The organism is Arthrobacter sp. P1_B11, from assembly GCF_056406715.1.
Genome location: NZ_JBFTZQ010000008.1, coordinates 96,851 through 117,531, shown reverse-complemented (window position 1 = coordinate 117,531; position 20,681 = coordinate 96,851). Strand labels below are relative to the sequence as shown.

The window sequence follows — 20,681 nt, the reverse complement described above, 5'->3', positions numbered from 1 at the left end:
GATGAGCCCGCCGCACCGCCGCTGGCAGGCCGTCCGCATCAGCTCCACGCCGGAGCAGCTCGGCGAACTTGCTCCCGCCCTCGAGTCATTTGCCGCCGCCGTAGGGGACGTTCCCGCGCTCCTGGCTGCAGCCCACGAGGCCGGCCGGACCGCGCCGAAGCCGGGCGACGGAGGTACAGCCAGGCTGTGGGAACTGTTGGCTTCCGTTGCCTCCATCGACGTGGCGGCAGGCCGAATCCTTGAACCGCACCTGGACGCCGGCGCCATCCTTGCGCAGGCAGGAAAGGCCGGTTCCTTCACCGGAACCTGGGGTGTCTTTGCTGCCGAAGGCGCCGGCACGCGGCTGAACGCGGAGTCCGGAGACGCGCGGGGAGAGCTGCACCTCACCGGGTCCAAGCCATGGTGCTCGCTGGCACAATTCGTGGACCACGCCGTGGTCACCGCGCACACTCCTGCCGGCGGCCGCGGTGCCTTTGCCGTTGACCTCAGGGATGCCGGCGTGACCTGCGCCGATCCGGAATGGACCAGCCTGGGCCTGAGGGAAATTCCCAGCGGCACTGTCCATTTCGACCGGGTGGCCGGAGTGCCGCTTGGCGACGAGGGGTGGTACTTCCAGCGGCCGGGCTTCGCCTGGGGCGGCATGGGCGTGGCGGCATGCTGGCTGGGGGGTGCAGTAGCGGTGGGCAGGTACTTTAAGGCCGCCCTGATTGGGGGGACCCAGTCCCAACGTCAGCCCGATCAGGTGGCCCTCGCCAGCCTTGGCGAGGTGGACCGTATCCTCACGTCAGCGATCGGGCATCTCGCCAGAACCGCTGAGCTGGTCGACCGCGGCCTGCTGGGCAGCGCGGGGAAGCGTGGAGCCAGCGAGTCTCCTGAAACGTCGCCGGAGGAGCTTGGGGCCGGTCAGGAGCCCGGTGCGTGGGGCGAGGCGCTCCGCGTCCGCGGAACTGTTGCTGCCGCCGTCGAACGCGTCCAGCTCCTGGTGAGCCAAAACCTGGGGCCGGGGCCGCTGGCCTTCGACGAACGGTACGGCAAGTGCATGGCGGACCTGTCGCTGTACGTCCGCCAGCATCACGCGATGCGCGATGACGCCCAGCTCGGTGCGCTGACCCTGAAGGGGGATCACGCGTGGTGACCTTCGCCCACACGGACAGCGGCACGGATGAGGCTGCCTGGGCGACAAGCGGGCTCGGGGGCCTGGGCGAACTTCCGCTGGATTCCGGCGAGCTGGGTGATATGACGTTCATCCTGCTCGCTGCCCATCCCGATGACGAATCGCTCGGTGCGGGCGGCCTCCTTTCCCGGCTGGCCGGGGCCGGTGCCGACGTGGAGGTGCTGCTGTGCTCGGCAGGGGAGGCCTCCCACCCGGGCTCTCCGACCACAACGCCGGAGCAGCTTGCGGCCGTCCGGCTGGCCGAGTTTGCGGCTGCCATGTCCGGGCTCGGCTTGGCCGGGCGCTGGCAGTTCCTGGAGCTGGCGGACGGCAAGCTCGCCCAGGACCGCGCGGTGATCGCGCGGCACCTGGCGGAGGCCGTTGGCCGTCATCCCGGACCTCCGGAGCGGCTGGCGCTGGTTGCCCCTTACCGCGGCGACGGGCACATCGACCACGACACGTTGGGGGCTGTGGCAGCGGAGCTCGCGGCGGCCGGCGGCCACGGGCTGCTGGAATACCCCATCTGGTACTGGCTCTGGGCAGCGCCGGAGCACCAGGCCTGGCAGAACTGGCTTCGACTTCCGCTGAGCGACGGCGAGCAGCGCGCAAAGCGTGACGCCATGCGGTCCCACTCCTCGCAGGTCCAGCCACTGTCGGAGCGCCGCGGCGACGAAGTGCTCCTCACGGACCGGTTCCTTGGCCACTTTGAGCGGGCGTTCGAGATATTTGCCTGGCAGCCCCCGGTCTCCGGAAGGCGGGGCGCCGCGGACGCTGAGGGCATCTTTGATGCCGTGCACCTCGGGGCGGCGGACCCGTGGGGGTACGAGGACAGCTGGTATGAGCAGCGCAAGCGCGCCTTGACGCTTGCAGCGCTGCCGGAGCCAAAGTACGACGCCGGGCTGGAAATCGGCTGCTCGATCGGCACCCTGAGTGCCGAACTGGCACAGCGGTGCGGGCGGTTCCTGGCCGTCGACGCCAGCAGCGCAGCGCTGGTGCGGGCGGCACGGCGGCTGGCACCCTTCGCCGGCGCGGAGGCGCGGCACCTGACGCTTCCGCAGCAATGGCCGGACGGCAACTTCGACCTGATTGTGGTCTCGGAAGTGGGCTACTACCTAACGACCGCCGAACTCGGGGAGCTTTTCGGGCGCATCGCTGGGGCGCTGGCGCCCGGCGGAACGCTGCTGCTTTGCCACTGGCGGCACCCGGTTTCCGGCTGGGAGCTCGACGGCGACGCCGTCCACGCACTGGCCAGGGACCGCTTGCGCTGGCCAACCGCAGGACTCTACCGGGAGCGCGATTTCGTGCTGGAGACGTTCCTCGCGCCGGTGATTCAGCAGGACCCGGAGCCGGCGCATGGCACCTGAGTCAATCCGTTCGCAGGCCCGTCCCCTGATCCGCCGGGTTGAGGTGGTCATGCCGGCGCACGACGAGGAGCGCCACTTGAAGCAGGCCCTTGACGCACTCCGGGCGGCGGTGGAGGCCGTAGTGCAGCGGAAGCCGGCCACCGTCGTCGGGATTACCGTTGTGCTGGACCACTGCACCGATAGGTCGGCCGAGATCGTGGCCCGTTTTGCCAGCCTGGACCCCCGGATCACGATGATGCATCAGCGGTTCCACAACGCAGGCGCAAGCAGGGCCGCCGGAATTTCGGCGGCGCTGCGCGGCCGCCAGTCAGAACTGGCGGGCACCTGGCTCGCCAGCACCGATGCTGACTCGTGCGTCCCCGAGAGCTGGCTGTGGCGCCAGCTCGAATTCGCCGACGCCGGCTGGGACGTGGTGCTGGGCTCCGTGGAACCTGACCCCGGGGACGTGGACCCGGAGCTCCTCCGGCGGTGGCGGGTCAAGCACCCGTTTGAGGAAGACCACCCTCACGTTTACGGTGCAAATCTGGGTGTCCGGGCTTCGGCCTACCTGCTGGCCGGTGGATTTCCGGAACTGCGCTCCGCGGAAGACAAGGTACTCGTGGACCGGCTGCGGCGCCGTGGCTGTGCCGTCGTGGCAACGGACAGCACACGCGTGCTCACCTCGGGGCGGACCTCCGCCCGGGCGCCGCACGGATTTGGTGCCTACCTGCGGGCGCTCGGGGTGGAGACCGCCGCCGCCCTCCGCAGCGGCTAGCCAACACGCCCGGGAGCGGCTGCCGCCGGCCCCGGCTTCCCCTGAAGTTCTTCCGCTGAAGGCGGGTGCGTCACTTGGTGTCGGCGCGGTACTGCCCGTTCTGCTGGTCGGCGTGCTTCTCGCGAAGCTCCCGCCCGTGCCGGATGTCTTCCTCCTCCTGCTCCTGGAGCTTGTCGCTCTTCTTTGTGTCACGGGGCGGCAGTTGGATGGTTTCCTCCGCCTCGATGCCGGCCTGTAGCTGCCGGCCGCGTTCCATCTCGGCGTCGAACTCGGCGCCGAACAGCAGCGACATGTTGAGGATCCAGAGCCACAGGAGCATGACGATCACGCCGCCGATTGCGCCGTAAGTCTTGTTGTAATTGGAGAAGTTGGCCACGTAGAACGCAAATCCCACCGAGGCCAGCACGAACGCGATCAGGGCGATGAGGGAGCCGATGCTCATCCAGCGGATCTTCGGCTGCCTGACGTTCGGGGTGGCGTAGTAGAGGATGGCGATGACAACGATGACGAGCAGGATGATGACCGGCCATTTGGCAATGTTCCAGACGGCAAGGAACACGCCGCCGAGCCCTAGGACGCCGCCCACAGCTTCCGCGACCGGGCCGCTGATCACCAGCATCGCCGCGAGCAGCGCAACAATGACCACCGAAAGGAAGGTCACGCCAAGCATGGTTCCGCGGAGCTTGACGAAGCCGCGGCCTTCATCGATTTCGTAAATCCGGTTCATGGCGCGGCCGAACGCGCCCACGTAGCCCGAAGCGGACCACAGCGCTGTTGCGAGGCCGATGACCAGGGTGAAGCCGGCGGCCGGCGAGCTGGTCAGTTCCTGAATGGGCTCACGGATCATGTCCACGGTGGAGCCGGGCGCGATGCCCTGCACAATGTCCAGGAGGGCCGCTGTTGTTTTTTCCGCCTGGCCGAAGATGCCGAGCAGCGAAACCAACGCCAGCAGCGCCGGGAAGAGCGATAGAACGGCGTAGTACGTGAGTCCCGCGGCGAGGTCCGGGCACTGGTCCTTGCTGAACTCCCGGAGCGTCTTCTTGGCAATGTACTTCCAGGAGGGCTTGGTGACATCGGTGGGGCTGTCCGGCTTGCGGGCGTCATCAGGGGCGGGCGCCGTGGACGCCTTGGCTGTACTGGTTTCCGGGGCTTCGTTCGTGGCCATGGGGCCATCCTTTCGGGCACTTTGCGGCCGGCAAGATCCCGTATTGGAGTATTTGCCGCCTGCAGTCAACTGGGTCAGGCTTGGTGGACGTTGGCCTTGGCTTCTGCGTTCCGTGGTAGACCACTCATCATCGGCCGCTTACGTGGGATGGGATCGATCGCGCGTTAGCGGGTCGCTCCCCAGTGGCTCGTCGGCAAGGTCTTTGCCGGCCAGAGGATCGACCGCAATCTGTGTACTGGACCGCGCATCCTCGGCCAGTTGGGGTGAATTCAGTGGGCTGGGCATGTGGGTTACGGCCGGGTACTGGGCCACTCCGGAGAACCCGGCGGTGGTGGCGTCGGGACCCGGCAGATTCACAGCGGGTGGTGGTACAGCGATACCGGCTGCGGGAACGAAGCTTCCGGACGCGGCCTCGGCTCCAGGCAGGTCCACCGCGGGTGGCGGTATGGCGGTGCCGGCCGCGGGAACGAAGCTTCCGGGAGCCTCAGGTGCCCCGGCGCTTAGGCCACGCGCGAGCCTTCCCGCGACGACACCCGCACCGGCTGCCAGCAGGAGAAAAGTGCCTGGACGCTTACGGGCGAACGACTTTGCTTCATCGAGAACTGACCCCGGGTCCCTGCCGTCCAGCCAGGATGCTACTGCCGAGGAGCGTTCAGCGGCTTTCCTCACCAGATCAGAGGCAACCCCCGGCTGATCGGATGCCATCGCCATCGCCTGCAGCTCCTCCGAAAGGGTCCGAAGGCCTGATGCTGCTTTTTGCTGCTGGCTGACGGCCTGGCCGGTCAGCTCGGATTTGGCCTGGTGAAGCAAGTCCCGGGCGGTGGACTGTGCTTCGGCTGCGACATGGGCAGCCTCGGTCGTCGCCGACTCGGATACGGTCCGGGCAGAATCCGCAGCCATGCGGGCGACGCCCGCCGCCTCCTCCTTGGCTGTTTCCTTTTTCGAGGATGCCGTGCCCTGTTCGCCCCCACTGGACTGGTCGGCGAGGTGTTGCGGGGCCGCGTGCTGCGCGGCCGCGGTTTCAGGATCGCTCCCATCCTGAGGCCATTGGCTTTCTGTCATCATCGCTCTCTTTCAAAGAAGGTGGGCTGCTGATCACAACCGGCTTTGTTGGCGGTAAAATAGTAAGCATGATTACTATTAGATAGTAAGTACCCCGATTGCCGCTAGTTCAATCGGCCGCGAGTTGAGGCCTGCAAGACGGCCTTCGACACAGTGGCTGGCCCGTGCTGGAAATGGAAAGAGGTGGATCCACGGTGGATGCCTGGATTTGGATCGTTGTTGGAATCGTCGTCGTTGCCCTGATCGTTTTGCTCCTCATGACGAGCCGCAAGCGCAAGGAGGCCTTTAGGCAAAAGCGCGATGAAACCAACCGTCAGCACGCTGCGGAAATCCGCAGGGAGGGGGAGAATGCCGAACTTGAGGCCCGTGAAAATGAGGCCCACGCGCTCCGTGCCAAGTCGGACGCAGAGAAGGCGCAGGTCGAGGCTGCCCGGCTCCGCCAGGAGGCCGAGAAGCGGCAGTCCGAGGCGCAGGGCCTTCGAAGCGATTCGGAGAAGCACCTGACCAAGGCTGACGCGCTGGACCCGGACGTGGACGATGAAGGTCGCCGCCGTTCCGGGGCCGTTGTTGACCCCGATCAGCGGACTGATGCCGGCCGTGACATGAGGGCTGACCGTGACATGGGGGCTGACCGTGACCGTGATCCCCGCGCCGACGCAGACGCCGGACGAGATCCGCGGACCGACGCAGAGGCAAACCCGGCCGATCCGCGCCGGAACACTCCGCGGGAGTGACGGACCGCACGCAATACAGTCCGGCTAGTCCCGTCCCCGGCGCCCCCGGCCGAGCAATGCCCGCGCGGCGGTCGGCAGCGCGCGACGCGGTTTGAGTGGCGGGGACGGAACGACGCCGGCACCCTTAGTCATGCCCTATATAACTTCCTTGATGGCCTCCAGTGATGACGACCGGGGCTCCCATCCCAGTTAGCTGCGGGCTCGCGCGGTGTCCGTGAGTTGGCTGTGCCCGTGACGTCGGTCCGGTGGAGCAGCGCGAGGTCGCGGTTGGGCTGGATCTGCCAGGCCAAATGCACCACGGCGTCCGCAAAGCCATTGTGTAATAAGCACGCTTATGATTTCCTTCTTCTAAGTCTTGCCGAAGGCTTTCTCGAGATCCAGGTCGAAGGAATCCCCGACAATGCCAGAGAATCCTCCCCTCACCACTGTGGACATGTCAGCGGTGTCCAGCGGTGACTTCCAGATCGAAGGAACTCGTCACGGGTCTGCCGGGCACGCCTGCAAGGGGCCGGCCCCTCAGGCAGGCCGCCTCCACGATGCCTTCCGGAACCATCTGGTGCTGAACTACCTGGACCTGGCCGAGTCCCTTGCTTCGCGCTATGCCACCCGGGGCAGGGACCGCGCAGACCTGGTTCAGGTGGCGTACCTGGGACTGGTCAAGGCCGCCAGGGGGTTCGATGAGAACAAGGGCGAAAGCTTTCCCGCCTATGCCGCCCCCACCATTAGCGGGGAGCTCAAGCGCTTTCTGAGGGACCGCTGCTGGACCGTGCGGCCCCCACGCCGGGTGCAGGACGTCCGGACGCAATTGCTGCGCACGGCTCCAGACCTGACCCAATCCCTGGGCCATATTCCCACCGTTCACGAGCTGGCAGGTGAACTGGGCGTTTCGGCTGAGGACGTCAGGGAAGCCCAGGCCGCGGCGAGCAGCATGCATCCCGATTCACTCGACACCGCGGATCCGTGGGGCGGGCCGCCCATGGCAGAAATGCTGATCGCAGAAGACACGCCCATTGAGCATTTGGAAGAATTGGTCTGCCTGAGTGATGCGATCCAGGAGCTGGACCCTGACGACCGGGAAATGCTCTACCGGCGTTACTTCCTCGAAGAGACACAATCGGAACTGGGCAGGCGGTTCGGGATCTCCCAGATGCAGGTGTCGCGGCGCCTGTCCCGCATTCTTGTGCGCCTGCAGCGCCGGCTGCTGGCCGAAGAGGATCAGGAGAGCAGCAGCCCCCGAACGGCCCCGAGCACGTCCTCCACTGAAACAGCGAGGAGAGCCGGGTCCGGCGTCGCCGCGAACGTGTCCCCCCGGCGGGCTTGAGCATCCGTAAGCACAACGTGCGGTCCCGGCGGCGGTCCCCACACTTCCACCGGTGCGGGTCCGAACAGCACAACCGAGGGCCGCGAATAAGCTGAGGCAAGATGTGCCGCTCCGGTATCGGCCGAGACCACGAGTCCAGCCGCCGCAATGGCTGCCACGAACTCGGACAGCCCCAGCGTACCGGCCAGGACGTGGTTCTCTCCGAGCCCGGACAAACGCGCAACATCCAAGGCCCGGGACCGCTCGGCCGAGCTGCCCGTGAACACTATCGCGTGCCCGTCGGCCGCCAGCTTCCGGGCCACCTCGGCGAACCTCTCCACGGGCCAGAGACGGCTGCCGTATGCCGCGCCCACGTGCAGCACCGTGGCGCCCGGGCAGGGACTGGGGACCGCCGGCTGAAGCAGCCGGTAGTCAGCGGGGTCTGCCTCGATGCCGTGCCACCGCACCAGGCGGGTCCACCGTTCACGTTCATGGATGTCCTCGATCCAGTGCGGTCCGGGCCTAGAGGGGGCGCGGTGGCCAAGAATGGTTCCGGGCCTCATTTCAGCCAGCCGGTCGTCGCTTTCCGGGCCGCTGCCGTGGAAGTTCACCGCAACGTCCACCCGGCCGGTTTCCAACGGAATGGGAACATCCAAGCCATGCGTGGGGAGCAGTTCGTACCCGCCGACCAGGTCCACGGCTTCGGCCAGCCAGCCCTGGGCCGCGTAGAGCAGACGGTGGTCCGGGAAGGCGCGGCGCAGCGCACGGAGCGCCGGCACAGCTACCAGCAGATCGCCCAGTTTCAGCGCCCGCAGGACCAACAGGACCGGCTGTCCAGGATTGGCGTGCATTGCTTCCACTGCTGGCCTCCTCGGCTGAAGGCCGCCCGGGCCGGCCGCCTGACGAGGAGTCTAGTCCGAAGAAGTGGACTGCCGGTTGTTTAGGTCTCCCCGGGAGGGGAACGGAGGGGGTATGGCGAGCAACGTTTCCCCGCTCAAGGCTGTGCTGTTCGACAGGGACGGCACACTCGTTGTGGACGTGCCCTACAACGGCGATCCGGCCGAGGTCAGGCCGTTTCCCGGTGCGCGGCGGGTCCTGGACGAACTGCGCAGCCGCGGCCTGGCAACGGGGGTCCTGAGCAACCAGTCGGGCATCGCACGTGGCATCCTGACCCGGGGGCAGGTGGAGAGCGTCAACGCAAGGGTGGAGGACCTTCTGGGGCCCTTTGATGTGTGGGAAGTCTGCCCGCACGCTGATGAGGACGGTTGCCGCTGCCGCAAGCCGGCCCCGGGCATGATCCACAGTGCGTGCAGCCGGCTCGGCATCGATGCATCGGAAGTGGCGTTCATCGGCGACATCGGCAGCGACGTCGAGGCAGCACGGGCCGCCGGAGCGAGGGGCGTGCTTGTTCCCACGCCGCTGACACTGAACGAGGAGGTTGCTGCGGCCCTTGAGGTCGCAGCGGATCTCGAGCAGGCTGTCGCCCTGCTGCTTTTGGGACCGGCATGAGCAGGGTTCTGGTGGCCCGGCTGGACAGCGCGGGCGATGTTCTGCTGGCTGGCCCCGCCGTCAGGGCCGTGGCAAACGGCAGGAGAGCCGACGGCGGCAGCCGCAACGACGTAGTCGTGCTCTGCGGGCCGCAGGGACGGCCCGCAGCCGCGCTGCTGCCTGATGTTGCGGACGTCTTCACGTGGGACAGCCCATGGATCACCAATCCCGCCCCGACCGTGACCGGTCCACACACGGACACGCTGGTGAACTTTGTCCGCAATTCCCGGATCACCGAGGCTGTCATCCTCACGTCGTTTCACCAGTCCCCGCTCCCGCTGGCGCTGCTCCTGCGGCTTGCGGGGGTGAGACGCATCACCGGGGCCTCGACGGACTACGCCGGATCGCTCCTGGATGTCCGGCTGAAGCCGGGTGAGGACTTTCCCGAGGACCAGCCGGAAGCTGTGCGTGCGCTGGGCATCGCCCGGGCGGCAGGTTTCCAGCTCACGGCAGGCGACGACGGAAAACTCATGGTCAAGGAGCCGCCGGACGTCCGGAACCTCGTGGGGGAGGGCCCGTACGTGGTGGTGCATCCTGGCGCAGCAGTCCCGGCGCGGGCGTGGCCTCCGCTGCACCATGCCGCCGCCGTGGAACTGCTGGTGGGTGCCGGCCACCGGGTGGTGGTGACCGGGGGACACGGAGAGCGGGAGCTCACGGCAACGGTGGCCGGCCCCTCCGGCCTTGACCTGGGCGGGGAGACGGATCTGGACACTCTCGCGGGCGTACTGGCGAACGCGGCGGCGGTGGTCACTGGCAACACCGGTCCCGCCCACCTGGCGGCCGCCGTCGGGACACCTGTGGTGAGCCTGTTCTCACCTGTGGTGCCAGCGGTCCGTTGGGCGCCGTACGGCGTTCCGCTGGAACTGCTCGGCGATCAAAATGCGCCATGCCGGCTGAGCCGCGCAAGAATCTGCCCGGTACCGGGGCACCCGTGCCTGGGTTCGGTGTCGCCGGAACAGGTGGTGGAGGCGGTTGAACGGCTGATGCGCGGTGTCTCCTCCCTCAGTACCCGGAGAAAGGTCCGTAGCCAATGAGAATTCTCCTCTGGCATGTTCATGGCTCCTGGACGGATGCCTTCGTCCGTGGACGGCACGACTACCTCCTGCCGGTTCTGCCCGACGGCGGCCCCTGGGGTCTTGGCCGCGCTGGCCGGGACTGGCCGGCATCAGTCCGGGAGGTCTCCCTGGCGGGGCTCGACGCGGACGGTCTTGACGCCGTCGTCCTCCAGCGTCCCGAGGAAGCCGCCGAGGTGGCCCGCGTGCTGGGACGGCGCCCCGGCGTCGGGCTGCCCGCCGTCTACGTTGAGCACAACACGCCCAAGGGCGATGTCCCCTTTACGCTGCATCCCCTCGCCGGCCAGCGTGAGATTCCCGTGGTCCACGTGACCCATTTCAACGAGCTCTTCTGGGACAGCGGCAGGGCGCCGACCATGGTCATCGAGCATGGCATCCCCGATCCCGGCTACCTCTACACCGGCGAAGTTCCGGAACTGGGCGTCGTAGTGAACGAGCCGGTCCGGCGGGGGCGCGTGACGGGAACGGACCTGCTGCCCGGCTTCGCCGCGGCCGCCCCGCTCCAGGTCTTCGGGATGGGCGGCGACGGCCTTCACGCCAGCACCGGCATCCCGCCCTCGAGGCTCAGGATCCGCGGCGATCTGAAAACCGCTGAACTCCACGGGGAGCTGGCCCGCTGCCGGGCCTACGTGCACCCGCTCCGGTGGACGTCGCTGGGACTTGCGCTGCTGGAAGCGATGCACCTCGGTATGCCGGTCCTGGCCCTGGCCACCACCGAGGCGGCGCGGGCCGTTCCGCCCGAGGCTGGGGGCATCTCAACCAACGTTCAGGAGCTTTGCCGGTGCGCCGAACTGCTCATCAACGATCCCGAAGAGGCGCGCAGGCGGGGCAAGGCAGCGCGGGAGGCCGCCTTGGAACGCTACGGTCTTGACCGTTTCCTGGCGGACTGGGACAAGGTGTTGGCCGAACTCAGGACCTGAGCTTTAACCCCGGCGCGAGAAAGGACTACCCATTGAAGATCTCAATGATTTCGGAACACGCGAGTCCCTTGGCGGCGCTTGGCGGAGTGGACGCGGGAGGCCAAAACGTCCACGTGGCTGCGCTTTCCATCGCCCTGGCCCGGCGCGGCCACCGGGTAACGGTTTACACGAGGCGCGATTCGCCGGATTTGCCCGCAACGGTGCGGGTGCAGCCCAGGCTTGAGGTGGTCCACGTGGACGCCGGTCCCGCCACCCATGTGCCCAAGGACGAACTGCTGCCTTTCATGGGCGCGCTCGCCGACGGTGTGGTCCTTCACTGGGGCGGCGAGCCGCCGGACGTGGTCCACGGCCACTTCTGGATGTCCGGAATCGCCGCGCTGGACGCCGCGCGCCGCGGGCCGGCCGGTTTCCGGGTCCCCGTGGTGCAGACGTTCCATGCCCTCGGGACAGTCAAACGCCGGTATCAGGGCGCGGATGACACGAGCCCGGCGGAGCGCAGTTTCCTCGAGCCGTCCGTGGGGCGGTCGGCGGACCGCATCATTGCCACCTGCTCCGACGAGGTTTTCGAACTGAAGTCGATGGGGATCGCTACCGGCAAGGTCTCGATTGCGCCGTGCGGGGTGGACCTGGAGCTGTTCTCCAGCGAAGGTCCGGCCGATGCCCGGACCCGCGCCCACCGCATTCTGTCGGTGGGCCGGCTCGTCCCGCGGAAAGGGGTGGACCTGGTGATCCGCTCCCTGCCGTACCTTCGGGAAGCCGGCTTCGACGACGTCGAGCTCCTCATCGTCGGGGGCGGCGCAGGGGCGGACGGCCAGGATCCCGAGGCACGCCGCCTGCTCGACCTTGCCCGGGACCTGGGTGTGGCGGACCAGGTGGAGCTCCGCGGCCAGGTGCCGCGGGAAGCCATGCCGGGGATCTTCCGGAGCGCGGATGCCGTAGCCTGCACGCCCTGGTACGAGCCCTTCGGCATTGTCCCGCTGGAAGCCATGGCCTGCGGAATCCCGGTGGTGGCGGCAGCTGTGGGCGGCCTGACGGACAGCGTGGTGGACCACGCAACTGGCCTGCACGTGCCGCCGAAGGACCCGGAGGCCATTGCCGGGGCCGTGGCAGCCCTACTGTCCAGCCCCGCGCTCCGCAGGAAACTGGGACAGAACGGCGAACGTCGGGCCAAGGCGCGCTACTCCTGGAGCCGGGTCGCGGCGGAAACTGAAACGGCGTACCAGCTGGCCATAGCCGGAACCGCGCAGTCCAGCAGCCTGGAACCGATGGAAGGAGCGGCACTGTGACAACGGAATGGTCCCTGCAGGAAGCTGAGCTTCCGTCCCTGCCGCCGGTGGATTCCGGGCCTGCGGGTTTCCCGCACACAGGGAAGAGACTGGATCCGGACATCACCGTCCCAGCGGCCTCCCGGGAGGCTGTCAGAATCCATCTGGAAAGTGTCCTGCCGGCGCTGCGGTCGCTTGAAAGCCAGGCCGACCGGCTGGCGGCCTGGGGTGTTGAGCTGGCCCAGCGGCTGCTCAGCGGGCAGCGGCTGCTCGCGGCCGGGAACGGCGGCTCGGCTGCCGAGGCCCAGCATCTGACAGCCGAACTGGTGGGCAGGTTCGACGGCGAACGGGTGCCCTTCTCGGCGATCTCGCTGCACGCCGAAAGTTCTGCCGTGACGGCCATCGCAAACGACTATGGCTACGCAGAACTTTTTGCCCGCCAGGTGCGGGCGCACGGGCGGTCCGGGGATGTCCTCATGCTGCTGTCCACGAGCGGCAAGAGCCCCAACCTGCTTCGCGCCGCCGAGGCGGCTGCCCGGCTCAACGTGACCACCTGGGCGCTTACCGGGCCGGCGCCAAATCCGCTGGCCGCCTGCTGCGACGACGCTGTGGCCATCGACGCCGTATCAGCCAACGCGCAGGAGGGGCATCTGATTGCGCTGCATGCCATGTGCCGGGCGTTCGAGGCCGAGGTCACCCGGAAGAGCCGCGGCGTCCCCGGTCTGGAGGCTGACCGCGGATGAGGATCACAGTGGTAGGCGACGTTTTGCTGGACGTGGACCTGGACGGCGAGGCGACCCGGCTGTGCCCGGACGCGCCGGTGCCGGTGGTGGACATCGCTGAAGTCCGGCGGCGGGCGGGCGGCGCCGGGCTCGTGGCCCGAATGCTCGCCCATGACGGGCACCGCGTCACCCTGGTGACCGTGCTTTCCGACGACGGCGCGTCCCTGGAGCTGGAAGGCGCGCTCGCCGGTGTACGGGTGGTGGCCGGACCCTCGGGTGCCCGGACGCCGGTGAAAACGCGGGTACGGGCCGGCCGCCACCCTGTGGTCCGCGTGGACGAGGACTGCGGTCGCCCGGCCGTTCCGGGGGCGACGGCGGGCATGCTGACGGCCATTGAACAGGCGGAAGTCATTATCGTTGCGGACTACGGCCGCGGCCTGGCCGCGAATCCGGAAATCCGGTCCCTCCTCGCGGCCCTGGCAGTCAGCGTTCCGATCGTGTGGGACCCGCACCCCTTGGGTGCGGTGCCGGTGCCGGGTGTGGCGGTGGCTACGCCGAACCTGGCCGAGGCGGCCAAGGCAGCCGGCAGTGCGGCGGCCACGCCTGCGGAAATTGCCGAAGCGGGGGGTGTCCTGCTGGACCGCTGGCAGGTCAAGGCCGTGCTCGTCACCATGGGGGAGCGGGGCGGACTGCTGGTGGAAACGCGGAATCGCTCGCCGCGGATCGTCCCGGCGCCGCCGACCGACGTCAGCGATCCCTGCGGTGCCGGTGACAGGCTTGCTGCCAGCCTGGCGGTGCACTTGGCAGAAGGCCGCGGCCTCGACGACGCCGTTGAACTTGCCATCCACGAGGCCGCACATTTCCTGGGTGCAGGGGGAGTCGCCTCCCTTCCGGACCGCCACCGGCCGGTCTGGCGGCACCGACGGGACGGGGATGCCCATGCCCTGGCCCGGAGGGTGCGCGCGAACGGGGGAACCGTGGTGGCGACCGGAGGCTGCTTCGACCTGCTGCACGCCGGACACGTCCGAACCCTGGCGGCGGCCCGGGATCTGGGGGACTGCCTAATTGTGTGCCTGAACTCGGACGAGTCCGTCCGCAGAATCAAGGGTGAGCAGCGGCCCATCGTGAGCCAGGAAGACAGGGCCGAGCTTCTCCTTGCCCTCGAATGCGTGGACGCCGTGATGGTCTTCGAGGAGGACACCCCGCAGGCGTGCCTGGATCTCCTGCGCCCGGCCATCTGGGTGAAGGGAGGGGACTACCAGGCATCGCAGCTGCCCGAAGCGGGTCTCGTCGAAAGCTGGGGCGGGCGGTGCGTGACGGTGCCGTTCCATCAGGCCCGGTCCACGTCTGCCCTGGCGGACGCGCTGGCCAAGGTCAGCTGAGGAACACGACAAACCTGAAACAGTCCCGAACGAAAGGAACACCATGAATGAATCGACTTTTCGGCCCGGCCGCGTTTTGGTCACAGGCGGGGCCTCCGGCCTGGGGGCCGCCGTCGTAGATGCGGTGTTGCGGGCGGGCGGGACCCCGGTGGTGCTGGACCGGGATATCCGGAACGTCTCGGCGGCGAAGGCCTTCGAAGTTGACGTCTCGGACCGTGCGGCGGTGAGCGAGGCTGTTCGCCAGGCGGCAGAAACGCTGGACGGCCTGGACGCAGTGGTCACAGCAGCCGGGATTGACCGCTGCGGAAAGCTCGAGGATGTGGACGCGGATGAATGGGAACGTGTCATCGGCGTCAACCTTCTGGGGACGGTGTCGGTGGTCCGGGCGGCTCTGCCGTATCTGAAGCGTTCCCGTGGCAGGGTGGTGACCATCGCCTCCACGCTGGGCAAGCGGGCGCTCCCTGAGGCCACGGCCTATTGCGCCTCCAAGTTCGCGGTGGTGGGCTTCAGCCACTCCCTTGCTGCCGAAACGGGTGGCGAGATCGGGGTGACCACCATGATCCCGGGCGGCATGAAGACACGCTTTTTCGACGACCGTGCGGAGCAGTACAAGCCGCAGGACGATTCCCGCCTCAACGATCCCGCCAACGTTGCCCAGGCCATCCTGTTCGTGCTGTCACAGCCCGCGGGCTGCGAGATCCGCGAGATGCTCATCTGCCACGAGGAGGAAGGTTCATGGCCGTGAGCTGGCGGACGTCCTCATAGACCGCGTCGGGGGCGACCGCCTCCACGGTGGATTCGTCGTGGCGGCACCGCGGCGCCGTCCAGCCCACCTGGGTGATGTCGATTCCACAGACCGGGCAGTGCGTCGCCCAGCCGAGATGGATCCGGTGCAGGGTCCGTCCCAGCGGTGCCGCGTTGATGGCATTGCCGGCCCAAAAGATGCCCACGGTGGGGGTGCCGAGTGCCTGGGCCAGGTGGCGCGGTCCGCTGTCATTTGCCACCACGGCGCAGCAGGCAGCGAGCAGCGCCGCGAGCTCGCCCAGTCCGAGCTGGCCCGCCAAGGAAGCCACCTGCGGTGCCCTGTTGCTGGCCCCTTTGGAGTCCGCCTTGGCGTGGCCGACGGCGGCTTCCACCACTGTTTCCGCCAGTTCCTTTTCGGTGTGGTCGCCGACCACCACGACCCGGAAGCCGTCGTCGGCCGCTTTTCTGGCCACGGCGGCGAAGCGGTCCGCCGGCCAGCGGCGCCGCGGATCAGTGGCGCCCGGATGGATCGCCACAGTGCCCCGCGCCTCAGCGGACGGGAACAGCGCGTCCAGTCTCGGGGCCAGCTGCTGTGCGAACTCCGGCAAGGCACGGACGCGCGCCTCCAGCCCAGGGGGCGGTGCCCCGGCGAACCCGGCCACTTCCAGCGCCCGCTGCGGCTCGTGCTGGTAGTACACGTACGGCACGGTTCGCTCCAGCCGGGCCGCGTCAGGGGTCCTGGTGCCCACGGTGTGGCGTGCCCCGAGGCGGAGCAGGAACGGATTTGAGTAGTGCCCTCCGCCGTGCAGCTGGACGGCGAGGTCGAATTTCCTGGCGCGCATTTCGCCGAAGAACCGGTCCAGCTCGCCATGATCCTCGGCTCCCGGCCGGACGCCCTCGGCGAACGGCAGAATCAGCGTTTCGTCCAGGGGCCCTTCAATCTGGGACAGCAGCTCTGCGTGGATGGGGGTGCCCAGCAGGGTGACGGAGGCCTCCGGATAGGCGGCCTTCAGCGCCGAGACGGCCGGCAGGGCGTAGATCAGGTCGCCCAGGCCGCCACCGCGCAGCACGGCGATCCGCGATACGTCGCTGAATCTCTCCAGGACCGGGCCCACCCCATAGCCGGTGGCGCGTGCACCGCCGAAGTCGGGGTTGAGGTGTTCCATGGCGTCAGCCCCTTCGGCTACGGACGGATCAGGTCAGGTGTGCGGGTTCCCGTGGGGCCACCATAAGTCCCCGCCGGCGCGGGCCGCCAGCGCCGAAAACTCCTGACGGCACAGGCGTGTAAACCGACAAGGGCGGGGTACGGATGAGGTCAGGAGACGGCGGGATCACGAGTCGGGCGATCACCTGCTCCGTAGAGGCACGCACCAAGCGAACCCAGCGAGGAGCCACATGCACGCGACCACCGAGAGTTTCCTGGCCACTGCCCACGACGTGCTGACCATCCGGGACCCCCGCACGGGCGACGTCGTGGGAAGGTTCCCGGCCGCCGGGCCCGAAGATGTGGCCCGGGCTGTGGATAAGGCCCGTGCCGCCGGGCCCGCCTGGTCCGCCACGCCACCGGCGGAGCGGGGCAAGCTGCTGCGGGCGGCCGCCGCTGCCCTCGGCGGGGCTGCCGCGGAGTTGGCGGATATCAACGCGCGGGAGACGGGGCGCCCCGCGGAAGAGGCTCTCGCCGGGGTTGCTGCCGGAGTTTCAACCCTGGAGCAGTACGCAGAGCTTGGCCCCGTGCACCGCGGCCTCAGCCTGCGGGGCAACCTGCTCGCGGCCGACTACACAGTGGCCGAACCCCGCGGCGTGGCCGTGCTGCTGACGCCGTGGAACGATCCTGTGGCAGTGGCGTGCGGACTGATCGGCGCGGCGCTGGTCACCGGCAACACCGCGGTCCATAAGCCCAGTGAGCGCTGCCCCGGAGTGGGCGAACGGCTCGGGAAGGTGCTGGCATCCGTCTTCCCGCCTGGTGTGCTGCTGACCCTGACCGGAGGATCCGACGTCGGCGCCCTCCTCACGCAGCAGGCGACCGTTGACGTTTTTGCGCACGTCGGGTCCAGCGACACGGGCGCACGCATTGCGCGCGCTGCCGTCGCGTCCGGGGCCCACGTGATCCGGGAAAACGGCGGCAATGATCCGCTGCTCGTGGACGAAGGGGTGGATCCGGGCTGGGCGGCGGAGCAGGCCGCCATCGGAGCCTTCAGCAACAGCGGGCAGATCTGCACGTCGGTGGAGCGGATTTATGTCCACCGGGCCGTGGCGGTACAGTTCTGCGAGGCGCTAGCGGAGCAGGCCCGGAAGCGCAACCGTGCCGGCGGGATCGCACCGCTGGTGGATACGCGCCTGCGTGAGGCCGTCCATCGCCATGTTGCCGAAGCAGTGCGGCTGGGCGCCCGGGCGGCGGTGGGCGGAGCAGTTCCGGACGGTCCCGGCGCCTTTTATCCCGCCACGGTTCTGCTGGACTGCACGGACACCATGGACGTCATGGCGGAAGAAACCTTCGGCCCGGTGGCTCCGGTGCGCGTGGTGGATAGCTTCGACGAGGGCCTCGAGTTCGCCGCGGCGGGCCGCTACGGCCTGGCTGCGACGGTCCTGACGGGAAGCATCGCCCACGCCCAGCGGGCAATCGCCGTCCTTCCGGTGGGGACAGTCAAAGTCAATGAAGTGTTCGGCGGGGCTCCCGGCGGTTCCGCCCAGCCACGCGGCGAAAGCGGTCACGGCTTCGGCTACGGCCCCGAACTCATGGACGAATTTACCCGGGTCAAGGTGGTGCACATCGCTGCACCGCCGCCTCTGGCCCCGCGCTCGGCCGAGGTCTCTGCCAGCTCCGGCCCGTCCGCTGCCGGCTCCTCCGCGGCCGGCCCGTCGGCTGCCGGCTCCGCCGCCGCCGGGGAAGGCGCAGCACAATGACGGGAGGGGGAGCCGGGGGGCAGGGCATAGCCGGAGGCGGCCTGCCCCGCGAGAGCCGGCCGGACCTCTCCGAACAGCGTGGCCTGGCGGCGTGGCTTCCGCAGCGTCTGGCAGAGGAGAGCCCCGCAGTCCTGGTGGTGGGTGACCTCATACTCGACGGCTGGTGGAGCGGACCCAGCGACCGGATGTGCCGGGAGGCGCCGGCCCCCGTGGTGGACATCGACCGCCGCGAATTTTCCCCGGGCGGCGCCGCGAACACCGCCATGAACCTGGCGGCCCTGGGCGCCCGCGTCAGCGTGGCCGGGATCATCGGAACGGACGACGCCGGGGCGGAACTGAAACGCCAGCTGCTTGGCGCGGGCGTCGACACGAGCCACCTGACCGAACATCCGGGCATCGTCACCACCACGAAAATCCGCATCAGCAGCGGCGGCCAGGTCCTGCTGCGGTTCGACGACGCTGCCGCCAGCATTCCGGACGGCGCTTTGGCGGGGCTCGCCGCGGCGGTGCCGGCCGCCGTCGAACGCCAGGACGCCGTGGTGATCTGCGATTACGGGACAGGCGTTCTGGCAGGGCCTGTCCGCGCCCGGCTCATAGAATGCCTCTCGCGGCGGGAACCGGACCGGCTGGTGGTGGTGGACGCGCACGACCCGCGCCCGTGGGCGGCGCTGCAACCGGACCTCGCCACGCCCAACGCGCAGGAGGCCGCAAGGCTGCTGGACCGCCGACTCACCGGCGGGCCGGAGCGCGCTGCCGTCGTCACGGAGCACGGGCAACAGCTGCTGCAGGCCACGGGGGCGCGGGCCGTGGTGGTCACGCTCGACCGCGACGGCACCGTCCTGATCCCGTCCGCCGGCAATCCCCACCGGACCTGGGCCCGGCCCGCTACCGAGAAGCAGGCGTCCGGGGCGGGCGACACGTTCGTGGCCGCGCTGACGCTGGCGCGGGCTGCCTCGCTCCCGCTGACGGCCAGCCTGGATCTGGCGCAGGCGGCCGCCGACGTTGTGGTCCATCACCCGGGGACGTCCGTGTGCGGCACGCACGAGTTGGGGCGCTACCTCGAGAGCTTCGCTGACACCGCCCTGACGGCAGATGAGCTGGAACGGCACATCCGTGCCCACCGCAGCGACGGCCAGCGGGTGGTCCTGACCAACGGCTGCTTCGACGTCCTGCACAGCGGGCACACCCGGTACCTGAACCAGGCCAAGCAGCTGGGGGACATCCTGATAGTGGCGCTCAACAGCGATGACTCCGTGCGCAAGCTCAAGGGCCCAGGCCGTCCCATCAACAGCGTGGCGGACCGGGCGGCCGTTATTGCGGCTCTGAGCTGCGTGGACTATGTCACGGTCTTCGATACCCCCACGCCCATTCCGCTGATCGAGCAGCTGCATCCGGAGATCTACGCCAAGGGCGGCGACTACACACCCGAAATGCTGGCCGAGACCGAGGGCGTGGAAGCCTACGGCGGGCGGGTATGCATCCTGGACTATGTGGCCGAGCGTTCAACCACGGCCATGGTCCAGCGCATCCGCGACGGCGAGGGTGCTGCGGTTTCGGAAGCCTAGCCTTCGCTGGTCGAGCCTGACGAGATCGAGGTTTCGACTGGCTCAACCGGCGGCACGGAGGTCAACTAGGCTTGCATCATGACGGAAGCGGCGGACAACTGATGGCACGGCGCGGCAAATCAGGCGGCAAATTCGGTGGCGGCACGGCTGACACAGCGGTGCGTGGAGTGGTGGAGCTGGCCAAGGGCGCCCGACCGGACGGTCCCGTCGAGGGCGTCTATTACATCGACACCGGGGACTGCGAGCTGATTGCGGACCAGGACAATTCGACGGGCTGGCTGCTGCGGATCAACGGCGTCATGAGTTCGCATATCGACCTCGCCGATCCGTTGTTTCTGGACTTCGAATATATGCGCTGGATGGCCGCCCTCATCGAATCCCGCTGGCCCCCGGAATCCCGGCCCAAATTGCGAGGTCTCCACCTCGGCGGCGGTGCGTGTTCCCTGGCCCGCTACTTCCACGCCGCCTACCCCGACGCCCGCCAGGTTGTAGTGGAGCTGGACGGGAAGCTGGCCGACTACGTCCGCGGCTGGTTTGACCTCCCCAAGGCTCCGCTGCTGAGGCTGCGTGTGGGCGAGGCACGCGCCGTGACCGAAACGCTCACCCCGCAGACCCGCGACTTCATTATCCGGGACGTCTTCGCCGGTGCGCTGACGCCGCGTCCGCTGACTACGAGCGAGTTCAACGGCCATGCCAGGCGCGTGCTGGCACCGGGCGGCATCTACGTGGTGAATTCGGGCGATGCCCCTGACCTGAAGAATGCACGCCAAGACGCCGCCACCATCGCGGCTGCCTTTGAGCACACCGTGATCATTGCTGATCCCGCCATGCTGAAGGGCCGCCGCTACGGAAACATGGTGATGGCCGGTAGCGACCTGCCGTTCGACGATGACCCCCGGCTGGCACGCCGGCTCCTGGGCGGCGCGGTGCCCGCCCACATCTGGAACGACGACAAGGTGCGCGCCTTCGCCGCGGGGGCGCCGGTCCGGCACGACCCAGCAGCCCCAACAGTTGCTCCGTAATTGC

19 protein-coding genes are annotated in these 20,681 nt (G+C 68.5%); 15 read left to right on the top strand and 4 right to left on the bottom strand.

From position 1 onward, the window contains the following. The first annotated feature begins 1 nt into the window (after position 1). The 3 genes from AC1D14_RS09095 to AC1D14_RS09085 are packed head-to-tail and all read left to right on the top strand — an operon-like array spanning position 2 to position 3,271. The gene (locus AC1D14_RS09095; protein WP_230119555.1) at positions 2-1,135 is read left to right on the top strand and encodes an acyl-CoA dehydrogenase family protein; all 1,134 of its coding nucleotides are present in this window, start codon (positions 2-4) and stop codon (positions 1,133-1,135) included. Continuing rightward, complete coding sequence (locus AC1D14_RS09090) at positions 1,129-2,517, top strand: bifunctional PIG-L family deacetylase/class I SAM-dependent methyltransferase (RefSeq protein ID WP_230119556.1); 1,389 nt, start codon at positions 1,129-1,131, stop codon at positions 2,515-2,517. The genes AC1D14_RS09095 and AC1D14_RS09090 overlap by 7 nt, the downstream gene beginning before the upstream one ends. Beyond that, entirely contained in the window at positions 2,507-3,271 is a 765-nt protein-coding gene (locus AC1D14_RS09085; RefSeq protein WP_476968326.1) for a glycosyltransferase family 2 protein, read from the top strand. The genes AC1D14_RS09090 and AC1D14_RS09085 overlap by 11 nt, the downstream gene beginning before the upstream one ends. A gap of 70 nt (positions 3,272-3,341) precedes the next feature. Here AC1D14_RS09085 and AC1D14_RS09080 read toward each other — a convergent pair whose 3' ends face one another. Both AC1D14_RS09080 and AC1D14_RS09075 read right to left on the bottom strand, forming a co-directional pair. Continuing rightward, positions 3,342-4,436: a YihY/virulence factor BrkB family protein gene (locus AC1D14_RS09080; protein WP_230119558.1), complete on the bottom strand. Its 1,095-nt coding sequence runs from the start codon at positions 4,434-4,436 to the stop codon at positions 3,342-3,344. 138 nt (positions 4,437-4,574) lie between these two features. Beyond that, complete coding sequence (locus tag AC1D14_RS09075) at positions 4,575-5,498, bottom strand: hypothetical protein (RefSeq protein ID WP_230119559.1); 924 nt, start codon at positions 5,496-5,498, stop codon at positions 4,575-4,577. A gap of 194 nt (positions 5,499-5,692) precedes the next feature. Between AC1D14_RS09075 and AC1D14_RS09070 the strand changes: the two genes are divergently transcribed. Next, positions 5,693-6,232, top strand: a complete 540-nt coding sequence (locus AC1D14_RS09070) for an MSCRAMM family adhesin SdrC (protein WP_230119560.1) — start codon at positions 5,693-5,695, stop codon at positions 6,230-6,232. 400 nt (positions 6,233-6,632) lie between these two features. Then, a complete protein-coding gene (locus tag AC1D14_RS09065; protein ID WP_230119561.1) occupies positions 6,633-7,553 on the top strand; it encodes a sigma-70 family RNA polymerase sigma factor in 921 nt (306 codons plus the stop codon). On the opposite strand, the gene AC1D14_RS09060 is transcribed toward AC1D14_RS09065, so the two are convergent. Continuing rightward, positions 7,448-8,383, bottom strand: a complete 936-nt coding sequence (locus AC1D14_RS09060) for a glycosyltransferase family 9 protein (protein WP_230119600.1) — start codon at positions 8,381-8,383, stop codon at positions 7,448-7,450. The genes AC1D14_RS09065 and AC1D14_RS09060 overlap by 106 nt on opposite strands. 121 nt (positions 8,384-8,504) lie before the next feature. On the opposite strand from AC1D14_RS09060, the gene AC1D14_RS09055 reads away from it, so the two are divergent. The 7 genes from AC1D14_RS09055 to AC1D14_RS09025 all read left to right on the top strand — a co-directional run bounded on the left by AC1D14_RS09055 (position 8,505) and on the right by AC1D14_RS09025 (position 15,187). Next, positions 8,505-9,041, top strand: a complete 537-nt coding sequence (locus AC1D14_RS09055; protein WP_230119562.1) for a D-glycero-alpha-D-manno-heptose-1,7-bisphosphate 7-phosphatase — start codon at positions 8,505-8,507, stop codon at positions 9,039-9,041. Then, positions 9,038-10,114 carry a glycosyltransferase family 9 protein gene (locus AC1D14_RS09050; protein WP_230119563.1) on the top strand — a complete coding sequence of 359 codons (1,077 nt, stop codon included), beginning with the start codon at positions 9,038-9,040 and terminating at the stop codon, positions 10,112-10,114. The genes AC1D14_RS09055 and AC1D14_RS09050 overlap by 4 nt, the downstream gene beginning before the upstream one ends. Further along, positions 10,111-11,073: a glycosyltransferase gene (locus AC1D14_RS09045; protein WP_230119564.1), complete on the top strand. Its 963-nt coding sequence runs from the start codon at positions 10,111-10,113 to the stop codon at positions 11,071-11,073. Before AC1D14_RS09050 ends, AC1D14_RS09045 begins: the two co-directional genes overlap by 4 nt. A 32-nt stretch (positions 11,074-11,105) precedes the next feature. Further along, on the top strand, positions 11,106-12,359 hold the full coding sequence (locus tag AC1D14_RS09040) for a glycosyltransferase (RefSeq protein ID WP_230119565.1): 1,254 nt from the start codon (positions 11,106-11,108) through the stop codon (positions 12,357-12,359). 89 nt (positions 12,360-12,448) lie between these two features. Then, on the top strand, positions 12,449-13,081 hold the full coding sequence (locus tag AC1D14_RS09035; protein ID WP_476876482.1) for a D-sedoheptulose-7-phosphate isomerase: 633 nt from the start codon (positions 12,449-12,451) through the stop codon (positions 13,079-13,081). Continuing rightward, positions 13,078-14,442 carry a D-glycero-beta-D-manno-heptose 1-phosphate adenylyltransferase gene (gene rfaE2, locus AC1D14_RS09030; RefSeq protein ID WP_476968325.1) on the top strand — a complete coding sequence of 455 codons (1,365 nt, stop codon included), beginning with the start codon at positions 13,078-13,080 and terminating at the stop codon, positions 14,440-14,442. Before AC1D14_RS09035 ends, rfaE2 (AC1D14_RS09030) begins: the two co-directional genes overlap by 4 nt. Positions 14,443-14,485: 43 nt before the next feature. Then, on the top strand, positions 14,486-15,187 hold the full coding sequence (locus AC1D14_RS09025) for an SDR family oxidoreductase (protein WP_230119568.1): 702 nt from the start codon (positions 14,486-14,488) through the stop codon (positions 15,185-15,187). Here AC1D14_RS09025 and AC1D14_RS09020 read toward each other — a convergent pair. Beyond that, a complete protein-coding gene (locus AC1D14_RS09020; protein WP_476968324.1) occupies positions 15,153-16,352 on the bottom strand; it encodes a glycosyltransferase family 9 protein in 1,200 nt (399 codons plus the stop codon). The two genes, AC1D14_RS09025 and AC1D14_RS09020, sit on opposite strands and share 35 nt — an antisense overlap. 229 nt (positions 16,353-16,581) lie before the next feature. Between AC1D14_RS09020 and AC1D14_RS09015 the strand changes: the two genes are divergently transcribed. The 3 genes from AC1D14_RS09015 to AC1D14_RS09005 all read left to right on the top strand — a co-directional run bounded on the left by AC1D14_RS09015 (position 16,582) and on the right by AC1D14_RS09005 (position 20,677). Then, positions 16,582-18,090, top strand: coding sequence for an aldehyde dehydrogenase family protein (locus AC1D14_RS09015; protein WP_476968323.1), 1,509 nt, complete (start codon positions 16,582-16,584; stop codon positions 18,088-18,090). After that, positions 18,087-19,655 carry a D-glycero-beta-D-manno-heptose 1-phosphate adenylyltransferase gene (gene rfaE2, locus AC1D14_RS09010; protein ID WP_476968322.1) on the top strand — a complete coding sequence of 523 codons (1,569 nt, stop codon included), beginning with the start codon at positions 18,087-18,089 and terminating at the stop codon, positions 19,653-19,655. Before AC1D14_RS09015 ends, rfaE2 (AC1D14_RS09010) begins: the two co-directional genes overlap by 4 nt. Before the next feature lie 101 nt (positions 19,656-19,756). Continuing rightward, positions 19,757-20,677: a spermidine synthase gene (locus AC1D14_RS09005; RefSeq protein WP_230119572.1), complete on the top strand. Its 921-nt coding sequence runs from the start codon at positions 19,757-19,759 to the stop codon at positions 20,675-20,677. Positions 20,678-20,681: the final 4 nt, after the last annotated feature.

Bases quoted from the DNA above. Each gene is read 5' to 3' on its own strand.
- rfaE2 (WP_476968322.1), top strand. From the start codon at position 18,087: ATGACGGGAGGGGGAGCCGGGGGGCAGGGCATAGCCGGAGGCGGCCTG.
- AC1D14_RS09045 (WP_230119564.1), top strand. From the start codon at position 10,111: ATGAGAATTCTCCTCTGGCATGTTCATGGCTCCTGGACGGATGCCTTC.
- AC1D14_RS09060 (WP_230119600.1), bottom strand. From the start codon at position 8,383: ATGCACGCCAATCCTGGACAGCCGGTCCTGTTGGTCCTGCGGGCGCTG.
- AC1D14_RS09005 (WP_230119572.1), top strand. From the start codon at position 19,757: ATGGCACGGCGCGGCAAATCAGGCGGCAAATTCGGTGGCGGCACGGCT.
- AC1D14_RS09025 (WP_230119568.1), top strand. From the start codon at position 14,486: ATGAATGAATCGACTTTTCGGCCCGGCCGCGTTTTGGTCACAGGCGGG.
- AC1D14_RS09095 (WP_230119555.1), top strand. From the start codon at position 2: ATGAGCCCGCCGCACCGCCGCTGGCAGGCCGTCCGCATCAGCTCCACG.
- rfaE2 (WP_476968325.1), top strand. From the start codon at position 13,078: ATGAGGATCACAGTGGTAGGCGACGTTTTGCTGGACGTGGACCTGGAC.
- AC1D14_RS09020 (WP_476968324.1), bottom strand. From the start codon at position 16,352: ATGGAACACCTCAACCCCGACTTCGGCGGTGCACGCGCCACCGGCTAT.
- AC1D14_RS09015 (WP_476968323.1), top strand. From the start codon at position 16,582: ATGCACGCGACCACCGAGAGTTTCCTGGCCACTGCCCACGACGTGCTG.
- AC1D14_RS09085 (WP_476968326.1), top strand. From the start codon at position 2,507: ATGGCACCTGAGTCAATCCGTTCGCAGGCCCGTCCCCTGATCCGCCGG.
- AC1D14_RS09080 (WP_230119558.1), bottom strand. From the start codon at position 4,436: ATGGCCACGAACGAAGCCCCGGAAACCAGTACAGCCAAGGCGTCCACG.
- AC1D14_RS09055 (WP_230119562.1), top strand. From the start codon at position 8,505: ATGGCGAGCAACGTTTCCCCGCTCAAGGCTGTGCTGTTCGACAGGGAC.
- AC1D14_RS09050 (WP_230119563.1), top strand. From the start codon at position 9,038: ATGAGCAGGGTTCTGGTGGCCCGGCTGGACAGCGCGGGCGATGTTCTG.
- AC1D14_RS09065 (WP_230119561.1), top strand. From the start codon at position 6,633: ATGCCAGAGAATCCTCCCCTCACCACTGTGGACATGTCAGCGGTGTCC.
- AC1D14_RS09075 (WP_230119559.1), bottom strand. From the start codon at position 5,498: ATGACAGAAAGCCAATGGCCTCAGGATGGGAGCGATCCTGAAACCGCG.